Genomic DNA, 9,225 nt, shown 5'->3' on the forward strand with positions numbered 1-9,225 from the left:
GGCAGCGGCCGCCAAAGAGCAGCAGCCCGAGACCGTGACCGCGGTCGTGGGCGCCGCTGAGGCCGAGCCGGCCGCCAAGAAGCCGGTCAGCCGTAGAGGCGTTCGGGAACCCCGGCCGGGTCAGCCGTAGAGTCGTTCGAGGACCTCGGCCACGCCGTCCTCGTCGTTGGAGGACGTGCGGTGCCCGGCCGTGGCCAGCACCAGCGGGTGGGCGTTGGCCATCGCGTAGCCGGCCCCGGCGAAGGTCAGCACGGCCAGGTCGTTGGGCATGTCGCCGAACGCCACCACCTCGGCGGGCGCGACGCCGCGTGCCAGGCACAGCTCGGCCAGCATGCCCGCCTTGGTCACGCCCAGCGCGCTGACCTCCAGGAGCCCCGGCACCCCGGAGTGGGTGACCTCGGCCAGCTCCCCCACGGCCGCCGCAGCCAGGGCCGACATCTCGTCGAGGGTGTGCGCGGACGAGAGCACCAGGAGCTTGACGATCGGCTCGCCCGCCTCGCACGCCGAGGCCACCTCCCGGTAGTGCGCCACGTCGTGCTCGACCCGTCTGGTGTAGCCGGCCTCGGTGAGCACGCCCGTGCCGGTCTCGACGGCGAAGGCCGCCCCGGGCAGGGCAGCGGCCAGGCTGTCGGCCACCTTCCTGGCGGCCTGGGGCTCGATCGTGCGGCTGGCCACGATCCGCGCGGCGGCCAGGTCGTACAGGAGGGCGCCGTTGCTGCAGATCGCCAGGCCGGTCAGGCCCGCCTGGCCGGCGATGGCGTGGATGGAGCGCGGCGGGCGGGCGGTCACGAAGACGATCTCCGCTCCGGCGGCGCGGGCCAGGCCCAGGGCCTGCCGGGTGCGCGGGGAGACGACTCCGGCGGAGGTCAGGAGGGTGCCGTCGAGATCGGTGGCCACGATGCGGGGCGGGGTGGCGGAGGTCACGTCCCCACCGTAGATCCCGGCCGGGAGGGGGGCAGGAGTAGGGTGCCCTCGTGTCTTCCAATTCGGGGCGTTTCGCCCGATCCGGGCCGCGTCCGGACGACCGGGTCGCCTCCGCCTTCCGGTTCGCGTCGGAGCTGGTCGCCTGGGTCGCGACGCCGTGGGCGCTGCTTCCCGGTTCGGTGTGGCTGGCCGTGTTGTCGGTCGTGGTGCTGATCGGCCTGCCGACGGTGTTCGCCACGCCCGGCGACAAGCGGAGCGTGCTGGTCGCCGTGCCCGGGTTCGTGACCGTCGGGCTGGTCGCCCTCCAGCTCGTCGTGGGGGTGGCGGCGGCGTGGGTGGCCTGGCACGCGGTCGTGGCGGCGGTGGTCACCGTGCTGGCGGTGGTCACGGTGGTGCTGGAACTGCCGCGCTGGCGCTGGCTGCTGACGGGCTGAGCGGCCGCGCGTCCGGAGCTCTCAGAGGCGCATCTCGGCGGGGAGGCGGGTGGCGGCGTTGAGCAGCTCCAGGCCGAGCAGGTCGCCCGAGGCGCCGTAGTCGAGGACGACGTCCTCCGAGACGGTCTGCCGTACCGCCTCACCTGGCACGATTTCGTGTTTCATCGCGATATAGGCGATGTCTTGTTCCTTGTTCCAGCTGACGTACACGGTCCGGGTGAGCTGGCGGTCCGGCGGGGCGTCGTCCGGCCGGAGCAGGCCCTCCTTGGCCTCGTGCGAGCCGGCCAGCGCCGCGCGTACCATGGCCAGCGCCACCTCGACCGCCTCCAGCGAGTCGCGCCCGGTCGCCCGGCGCTCGTGCTCCCACCCGGCCAGCCCGTCGATCCGGTACGGGCACGACCACTCCCCCGCCTCCTCGTACGGCATGCCGACGGCGACGGTCACCTCGCGCGGCGGGACGGTCTCCAGCACCAGCACCCGCTGGGCGATCTCGTACATGCCGCATCATCTACCCAGGCGCCCGCTTCCGGAAGACCCACGGCACGAGCCATATCATCCGGGGCCGATGCGTTCCGGCTTCCGGCGGCGGCGGGTTAGTGTGCGTTAGGGTCGCAAGGGGGCCTAGATGAACGAGTCGTTCGGCACACGCCTGCGTGCCAGGCTGGACAAATTCGGCCCGCTCTGTGTGGGCATCGATCCGAGCCCGGCGTTGCTCGACGCCTGGGGCCTCGACGACTCACCGGGCGGCCTTGAGCACTTCAGCCGCACGGTGGCCGACACGATCAGCGACGTGGCCGCCGTGGTCAAGCCGCAGTCGGCCTTCTACGAGCGCTGGGGCAGCCGCGGCGTCGCCGTCCTGGAACGCACCATCGCCGATCTGCGCGAGGCCGGCACGCTGGTGCTGCTCGACGTCAAGCGCGGCGACGTCGACACCACCATGGCCGCCTACGCCGAGGCCTACCTCGATCAGGGCAGCCCGCTGGCCGCCGACGCGGTGACGCTCAGCCCCTACCTGGGGTTCGGCTCGCTGGAGGTGGCGATCACCTCGGCGGTGGCCAACGACGCCGGCGTCTTCGTGCTGGCCCGCACCTCCAACCCGGCGGCGGCCGGGCTGCAGCAGCGGGTGGCCGACCTGGTGATCGCCGGGGCCGCCGCGGCCAACGCGGGTCACGAGCCGTTCGGGCCGGTGGGAGTGGTCATGGGGGCCACGCTGCCCGCGCTCGACCACTCCCTGGCCGACCTCAACGGCCCGATCCTGGCTCCCGGGCTCGGCGCGCAGGGCGCCTCACCCGCCGACGTGGCCCGGCTGTTCGCCCCGATACGCGGCTCCGTCGTGCCGTCGGTCTCCCGGGCCGTGCTGGCCGACCCGCGACGGCTGCGGTCGAGGACCCTGCAGTACCGGGACGAGTGCGTCACGTACCTGACGTACTGAGCCGTTCGACGGCGGCCAGCACCGCCCGTACCGACGCGGAGAGCACGGAGGTGTCCTGACCGGCGCCCCAGCCGGTCACGCCTCCGACCCGGGCCTCCACGTACGCGACGGCGCTGCTGCCCGTCCCCGGGTCCACGGCGTGCTCGGCGTAGTGCAGGACGTCGACCTCGACGCCGTCCCCGGCCAGCGCGGCGGTCAGCGCGGACAGCGGCCCGTTGCCGGTGCCGCGCAGCACCCGCCCCGACTCCAGGACGCCCTCGAACTCGTGCGTTCCCGGCGCGGTCTCGGCCGTGCGCCAGGAGGCGAACCCGGAGCGCTCGCCGGGCGCGATGTAGGTGGCGTGGAAGAGCGTCCACAGCTCGTCGGCGGTGATCTCCTCGCCGCTGTCGTCCGTGGCCCGCTGCACCGTCGCGGCGAAGTCGATCTGCAGGCGGCGCGGCAGGTCGAGGCCGTGGCGGGCGCCCAGCAGGTACGCGATGCCGCCCTTGCCCGACTGGCTGTTGACCCGGATGACCGCCTGGTAGCCGCGTCCCACGTCGGCCGGGTCGATGGGCAGGTACGGCACCTCCCACGGCGCCTGCTCCGGCGGCACGCCCAGCTCGGCGGCCCGCGCGGCGTGGTGGGCCAGGCCCTTGCCGATGGCGTCCTGGTGGGTGCCGGAGAAGGCGGTGTAGACCAGGTCGCCGGCGTAGGGGTGGCGGTCGTGCACGGGCAGGCGGTTGCAGTGCTCGACGACGCGCCGGATCTCGTCGATGGCGGAGAAGTCGATCATCGGGTCGACGCCCTGGGAGTGCAGGTTGAGCGCGAGGGTCACCAGGTCGACGTTGCCGGTGCGCTCGCCGTTGCCGAACAGGCAGCCCTCCACCCGCTGCGCGCCGGCGAGCACGGCCAGCTCGGCGCAGGCCACGCCGGTGCCGCGGTCGTTGTGCGGGTGCACCGACAGGATCACCGAGTCGCGGCGGTCGAGGTGGCGGTGCATGTACTCGATCTGGTCGGCGTACACGTTGGGGGTGGCGATCTCGACGGTCGCGGGCAGGTTGTGGATCACCGGGCGGTCCGGGGAGGCGTCCCAGAGGGCGGTCAGCTCGTTGCAGATCTCCAGCACGTAGTCGGGCTCGGTGAGGTTGAACACCTCGGGCGAGAACTCGAAGCGCACAGGGAGCCCGTCGGCCAGGCGGGCGACCTGGCCGGCCGCGTCCAGGACGAGCTTGCGCAGGGCGTCGCGGTCGTGGCCGAGCACCACGTTCCGCCAGGTGGGCGCGGTCGCGGTGTAGAGGTGCACGACCACGTCGGGCAGGCCGCGGATCGACTCGAAGGTCCGCTCGATCAGGTCCTGCCGGGCGGCGGTGAAGGCCACCACGGTCACGTCGTCGGGCACCGCGCCGGGTTCGGCCAGCTCCCTGAGGAAGTCGAAGTCGAGCCTGCTGGCCGACGGGTAGCCGACCTCGATCTCCTTGAAGCCCATGCGCACCTGGAGGTCGAACAGGCGGCGCTTGCGCGCCGGGTCCATCGGCTCGGCCAGCGCCTGGTTGCCGTCGCGCAGGTCGACCGGGACCCAGAGGGGGGCGGCGGTGATGCGGCGCGAGGGCCAGGCGCGCTCGCCGGTCACGGGCACCTCGACCCGCTCGTGGGCGGGCCGGTAACGGTGAGAGGGCATCGCGCTGGGGCGCTGCCGGTTCCATGCGTACACGTCTTCGTTCCTTCTTCGGCGGTCGGACGACCGGCAGCACCTCGCACGCCGCGGCGGGGTGCCGGTCCGGTCAGGCCCCGCCGCGGCGGCCGAGAAGAAGGAGACCGTACGACGACATGGCGGCTACACTAACCACAACACAGGTCCTCAGACAACCTGAGAGGTACGCATGCCGCTCGGCGCCCTCCGCCGCAGCCCCCTGGTCGACCAGGCCGTCCAGCACCTGCGCGAGCAGATCACCGCGGGCCACTGGCCGGTCGGCACCCGGCTGCCCGGCGAGAACGCGCTGGCCAAGACGCTCGGGGTGGGCCGGTCCACGGTCCGCGAGGCGCTGCGGGCGCTGGCCGGGGCGGGGCTCGTGCGGGCCCGTCAGGGCTCGGGGGTGTTCGTCATCGCCTCGGAGCCGGCCGAGGACTGGCCGGCGCGGCTGCGGCGGGCCGCGATCACCGACGTCTACGAGGTCCGCATGATGGTCGAGACCCAGGCGGCCAGGCTGGCGGCGGCCCGGCGTACCGACGAGGACGTCGCGGCGATGGAGGCCGCGCTCCAGGCCCGCGAACGGGCGGCGGGCGAGGACGACGCGGCGTTCGTCGACGCCGACATCGCGCTGCACGCGGCGGTCGTGGCGGCGGCGGGCAACCCGGTGCTCACGGACCTGTTCGCCGAGTTCGCGCCGGCGTTGCGGGAGGGGCTGATCGACATGGTGGGGCTGCTGGAGCTGCGCGGGCACGACCGCAACCCGGGGCACGACGCGCACGCCGCGCTGGTGGCGGCGGTCCGCGACGGCGACGCGACGGCGGCCGGCGACCTGCTGCAGGCCGAGCTGGAGCAGACCCTCGCCCGGCTGCACGCCGCACCCGGCGCCTGACCATCGCCAGGGTAGGCGGTCCCGGGGGGTGCAGCAGGCGGCAGGTCAGGCGGTGGGGCCGGCGTCGGGGCGGATGACGTCCTCGCCTTCGTCGTCCTCCTCGGGCGGCTCCTCCGGGACGGGCTCCTCCAGCTCGTCGGGCGGGTCCGCGGACAGGGGGCGGCGGGTCCTGGGCGATCCTGAGGCGGACCGCTCGGCGACCACGTCGCTCTCCCCTTCCACGCCTCCCACCGCCGCGGGCAGGTCGTCGGGCTTTCGGTTCATGGCCCCCACCTGCCCGTGACGGCGTCCCTTGACGCCCGGCCGGACGTCAAGGGACGGGCTAGGACAGCTCCCGCAACGCGTCCTCGATCTCGGCCCTGACCGGCATCGACGTGCTGGCGCCCGCCCGCTGCACCGACAGCGCCGCCGCCACCGAGGCGAAGCGCAGCGCCTCGGCCGGGGCCAGGCCGTCGGCCCGCGCGACCGCCAGCGCGCCGACGAACGTGTCACCGGCGGCCGTGGTGTCCACGGCCTTGACCTCGATCGCGGGCACCCGCAGCCGCTCGCCCGAGCGCGCGCCGTAGAGCGCGCCGCGCGAGCCCAGCGTGATGACGGCCTCCTCGACGCGTTCGAGGAGCGCGTCGAGGGCGGCGTCGGGGTCGGCCTGGCCGGTGATGTCGGCGGCCTCGTGCTCGTTCGGGACGATCATGGTGACCGCGTCGAGCAGCTCGTCGGGCAGCGGCTGCGCGGGCGCCGGGGTCAGGACGGCGGGCACCCCGGAGACCCGGGCCGCCTCCGCGGCGGCCACGACGGCCTCCATGGGCAGTTCGAGCTGGAGCAGCAGGGCCCGCGACCCGGCGATCGTGGCCAGGTCGCCGCCGGACGGCCCGGTCACGGTGCCGTTCGCGCCGGGCACGACGATGATCGAGTTGCCGCCGGCGTCGTCGACCACGATGTGCGCGATGCCGCTGGGGCCGGGCACCTGGCGCAGGCCGCGGACGTCCACGCCGGCCTCGGCCAGGGTGGAGCGCATCTCGGCCCCGAAGGCGTCGTCGCCGACCGCGCCGAGGAAGGCCACCTGCGCGCCGACACGGGCCGCGGCGATGGCCTGGTTGGCGCCCTTGCCGCCGGGCACGGTCCTGAACCGGTGACCGGTGACCGTCTCGCCCCGCTTGGGGGCCTGGGATACGTACGCGACGAGGTCCATGTTGGCGCTGCCGAAAACCGAGATCATGGGGCCATCATCTCCTGTGTACGTCGCGCCAGTTCGCCGAGCCCCACCCCGTCGAAGCCGGTCAGGCTGCTGGCCAGGCTGTCGCGCATGAGCCAGCGGTCCGGTACGCCGCCGTTCAGCGCGCCCGCCACGGACCCCGCCGTGGCCCCGGCCGAGTCGGTGTCCCAGCCGCCGGCGACCGCGCCCGCGACCGTGGCGGTGAAGTCGCCCGCGCCGTGGATCAGCGTGGCGGCGACCAGCGCGGCGTTGTTGATCGTGTGCACCCAGTGCAGCGTGCCATGCCGCTGGTGCAGCAGGTCGATGACACGCTCGAAGTCCGGCTCGCGGGCGGCGTCGGCGACGGCCAGGCTGACCGCCTCGTGCAGGCGGGAGTCGCGCGGCACGACCGACAGGCCCGCCTCCACGGCCTCCCGCGCCGAGCCGGCGACCAGCGAGGCGGCGCACATGGCCGCGACGAACATCGCGCCGTAGATCCCGTTGGCGGTGTGGGTCAGCCGGGCGTCGCGCCAGGCCAGTTCGGCGGCCGTGGCGGGGTCGCCGGGGTTGGCCCAGCCGTAGACGTCCGTCCTGATGAAGGCGCCGATCCACTCGCGGAACGGGTTGCGGCGGGTGGCCGTCTCCGGCGGCTCGAAGCCGTCGAGCAGGTTGCGGTAGGCGACCCGCTCGGCGGTGAACGTGCGGCCGGCCGGCAGCTCGTCCAGCCACAGCTTGGCGACGTCCTCGGTGGTGAAGCCGCGGCCGTGCCGCTCCAGGACGGACAGCGCCAGCAGCGGGTAGTTGAGGTCGTCGTCCTCGGGGATGCCGTCGATGTTCTCGGCCAGCGAGTTGACCGCGCTGCGCCGGTTCCACGGCCACCTGCGCGCGATCTCCTCCGGCAGGCCCTCGGCGGTGAACCAGCCGGTGATCGGCCAGTTGCCGGTGGCCTCGGCAATCTGCCTGATGCCCGCGCGCGGGATCTTCTCCACCGGCTTGCCCAGCACGCAGCCGGCCGCCCGTCCCTGCCAGGCGCCCAGCAGCCGCGCCGGGTCCGCCTTCGCCGCGGTCCCGGCCGCGGGCCAGTCGGGGCAGGCGGCGACGATGGCGTCCAGCTCGGAGGGCTCGGCCAGCGGCGAGGGGATCGCGGCCAGCTCGTCCAGCAGGCTCTCGGCCAAGGGACGCAGCCGGGCCGCGGCGGCCTCGGAGGCGCCGGCGCGCGGCGGGGCGTCGTGGCCGCCCGCCGCGTGCCACCGTCCGGCCAGCTCGCGCACCTGCGCCAGGTCGCCCCTGCCGTCCTCGCCGGCCTGGCGCAGCTCGTGGCCGACCAGGTCCTCCGGCTGGACCCAGGTGAGCCTGATCATCGAGCGTCCAGCTCGGCGAAGGCGGCCTCGTGGGCGCGCCGCCGCGCCAGGTCGTCGGCGTGCACCCGGCGCGCCACCTCGGCGATCGCCAGGCCGGGCGCGACCAGGTCGGTACGGCTGGCCGCCCCCACCTGCTCCACCCACTGCGCGGGCACCGCGGACAGCCCCCCGAGGGCGCCCGCGATCGCTCCGCCCATGGAGGCGATCGAGTCGGCGTCGCGGCCGTAGTTCACGCCGCCGAGCACGGTGTCGCGGAAGTCGCCCTTGGCCGCGACCAGGAAGCCCAGCGCCAGCGGCAGCTCCTCGATGCTGTGCACCCGGCTCGGCCGGCGCGCGCCGAGCCCCTGGTCGCGGTAGGTGTCGGCGACCGTGTCGAAGGGCCGTACGGCGGCGCGCAGCACCTCGAAGGAGCCGTCCCAGTGGCCGACGCCGGCCGCGGCCTCGCAGACCGCCTCGATGGCGGCGCGGGTGCCGTCCTTGGCCAGGCGCAGGCAGGCGGCGACCACGGAGTCGACCGTGGCGCCCGGCCGCATGGCCTCGGCGACGGCGGCGGCCATCACGCCGGCGGCCTCGCGTCCGTAGCTGGACTGGTGGGCCCCGGTCAGGTCGACGGCCTCGGCGTAGGCGGCGTCGGGGTCGGCGGCGTTGACGATGCCGACGGGCGCGACGTACATGGCCGCGCCGCAGTTGACGATGTTGCCGACGCCGGCCTCGCGCGGGTCGACGTGCCCGTAGTGCAGGCGGGCCACGATCCACTTCTCGGCCAGGAAGATCCGCTGCAGCGGCAGCGCCTCGGCCTCCAGCTCGGGGATCCATCGCCGCTCGCCCATCAGCTCCGGCACGAAGTGGTCGGCCATCGCGTACGCGCCCAGATGCCCGCCGACCTTCTCGTACACGCGGATCAGGGCGTGCGTCATCAGGGTGTCGTCGGTGATGTGCCCGTCGCCCTTGTGGTACGGCGCGATCGGCCGGGCGTTGCGCCAGTCCTCGTTGTACGGCGGCACGATGCCCTCGACGCGGCCCCCGTACCGCTCCACGATCTGTTCGGGAGTCCAGCCCTCGGTGGCGCCGCCCAGCGCGTCACCGACCGCCGCCCCCGCCACGCAGCCAGTGGCCCTGTCCTCAAGCGGCGTCATGCGATTCCCTTCGTCAGTTCGATCAGATCCTTGCCCGCCAGCTCCGGCAGGCAGCAGCCCGCCAGCGTGCGGGCCGGCGCGAGCCACCCCTCCGGGATCGCGCCGTACCCCCTGGCGGCCCCCGCCAGCGCGCCGGTCAGCGCGGGCGCCGAGTCGGCGAGCGCCGACAGGCAGGCGGCGGCCGGGAC

General features: G+C 74.6%; 10 protein-coding genes and 1 pseudogene. 3 read left to right on the forward strand and 8 right to left on the reverse strand.

What is annotated here, in order from left to right; all coding sequences use genetic code 11:
* Positions 1 to 120: 120 nt before the first annotated feature.
* Positions 121 to 924 (reverse strand): HAD-IIB family hydrolase, encoded by an 804-nt coding sequence (locus ACWEJ6_RS53580; protein WP_452433421.1) that lies wholly within the window; start codon positions 922 to 924, stop codon positions 121 to 123.
* Positions 925 to 974: 50 nt separating this feature from the next.
* Here ACWEJ6_RS53580 and ACWEJ6_RS53585 point away from each other — a divergent pair, with 50 nt between their 5' ends.
* Complete coding sequence (locus ACWEJ6_RS53585; RefSeq protein WP_452433423.1) at positions 975 to 1,358, forward strand: hypothetical protein; 384 nt, start codon at positions 975 to 977, stop codon at positions 1,356 to 1,358.
* Positions 1,359 to 1,379: 21 nt separating this feature from the next.
* On the opposite strand, the gene ACWEJ6_RS53590 is transcribed toward ACWEJ6_RS53585, so the two are convergent.
* Positions 1,380 to 1,856: a DUF2283 domain-containing protein gene (locus tag ACWEJ6_RS53590; protein WP_387664898.1), complete on the reverse strand. Its 477-nt coding sequence runs from the start codon at positions 1,854 to 1,856 to the stop codon at positions 1,380 to 1,382.
* A gap of 127 nt (positions 1,857 to 1,983) precedes the next feature.
* On the opposite strand from ACWEJ6_RS53590, the gene pyrF reads away from it, so the two are divergent.
* On the forward strand, positions 1,984 to 2,790 hold the full coding sequence (gene pyrF / locus ACWEJ6_RS53595) for an orotidine-5'-phosphate decarboxylase (RefSeq protein WP_452433425.1): 807 nt from the start codon (positions 1,984 to 1,986) through the stop codon (positions 2,788 to 2,790).
* Here pyrF and ACWEJ6_RS53600 read toward each other — a convergent pair.
* A complete protein-coding gene (locus tag ACWEJ6_RS53600) occupies positions 2,771 to 4,447 on the reverse strand; it encodes a 2-isopropylmalate synthase (protein WP_452433430.1) in 1,677 nt (558 codons plus the stop codon). The genes pyrF and ACWEJ6_RS53600 overlap by 20 nt on opposite strands.
* Before the next feature lie 202 nt (positions 4,448 to 4,649).
* On the opposite strand from ACWEJ6_RS53600, the gene ACWEJ6_RS53605 reads away from it, so the two are divergent.
* Positions 4,650 to 5,348 (forward strand): FadR/GntR family transcriptional regulator, encoded by a 699-nt coding sequence (locus ACWEJ6_RS53605; protein ID WP_387664893.1) that lies wholly within the window; start codon positions 4,650 to 4,652, stop codon positions 5,346 to 5,348.
* Positions 5,349 to 5,393: 45 nt separating this feature from the next.
* Here the strand turns inward: ACWEJ6_RS53605 and ACWEJ6_RS53610 are convergent, their stop codons facing one another.
* From ACWEJ6_RS53610 to ACWEJ6_RS53630, 5 genes and pseudogenes are all read right to left on the reverse strand, one after another.
* Entirely contained in the window at positions 5,394 to 5,612 is a 219-nt protein-coding gene (locus ACWEJ6_RS53610; RefSeq protein ID WP_352361234.1) for a hypothetical protein, read from the reverse strand.
* Between the two features lie 58 nt (positions 5,613 to 5,670).
* Entirely contained in the window at positions 5,671 to 6,564 is an 894-nt protein-coding gene (rbsK, locus tag ACWEJ6_RS53615; RefSeq protein ID WP_452433427.1) for a ribokinase, read from the reverse strand.
* Positions 6,561 to 7,901 (reverse strand): ADP-ribosylglycohydrolase family protein, encoded by a 1,341-nt coding sequence (locus ACWEJ6_RS53620; RefSeq protein WP_452433428.1) that lies wholly within the window; start codon positions 7,899 to 7,901, stop codon positions 6,561 to 6,563. The genes rbsK and ACWEJ6_RS53620 overlap by 4 nt, the downstream gene beginning before the upstream one ends.
* Positions 7,898 to 9,037 carry an ADP-ribosylglycohydrolase family protein gene (locus tag ACWEJ6_RS53625; protein ID WP_358285534.1) on the reverse strand — a complete coding sequence of 380 codons (1,140 nt, stop codon included), beginning with the start codon at positions 9,035 to 9,037 and terminating at the stop codon, positions 7,898 to 7,900. The genes ACWEJ6_RS53620 and ACWEJ6_RS53625 overlap by 4 nt, the downstream gene beginning before the upstream one ends.
* Positions 9,034 to 9,225, reverse strand: a pseudogene (locus ACWEJ6_RS53630) (ADP-ribosylglycohydrolase family protein); the annotation flags it as partial. The pseudogene ACWEJ6_RS53630 and the gene ACWEJ6_RS53625, both read right to left, overlap by 4 nt.

Source organism: Nonomuraea sp. NPDC004702, from assembly GCF_053601695.1.

Coding starts and splice junctions, on each gene's coding strand:
- ACWEJ6_RS53590 (WP_387664898.1), bottom strand. CDS start 1,856: ATGTACGAGATCGCCCAGCGGGTGCTGGTGCTGGAGACCGTCCCGCCG.
- pyrF (WP_452433425.1), top strand. CDS start 1,984: ATGAACGAGTCGTTCGGCACACGCCTGCGTGCCAGGCTGGACAAATTC.
- ACWEJ6_RS53600 (WP_452433430.1), bottom strand. CDS start 4,447: ATGCCCTCTCACCGTTACCGGCCCGCCCACGAGCGGGTCGAGGTGCCC.
- ACWEJ6_RS53605 (WP_387664893.1), top strand. CDS start 4,650: ATGCCGCTCGGCGCCCTCCGCCGCAGCCCCCTGGTCGACCAGGCCGTC.
- ACWEJ6_RS53610 (WP_352361234.1), bottom strand. CDS start 5,612: ATGAACCGAAAGCCCGACGACCTGCCCGCGGCGGTGGGAGGCGTGGAA.
- rbsK (WP_452433427.1), bottom strand. CDS start 6,564: ATGATCTCGGTTTTCGGCAGCGCCAACATGGACCTCGTCGCGTACGTA.
- ACWEJ6_RS53620 (WP_452433428.1), bottom strand. CDS start 7,901: ATGATCAGGCTCACCTGGGTCCAGCCGGAGGACCTGGTCGGCCACGAG.
- ACWEJ6_RS53625 (WP_358285534.1), bottom strand. CDS start 9,037: ATGACGCCGCTTGAGGACAGGGCCACTGGCTGCGTGGCGGGGGCGGCG.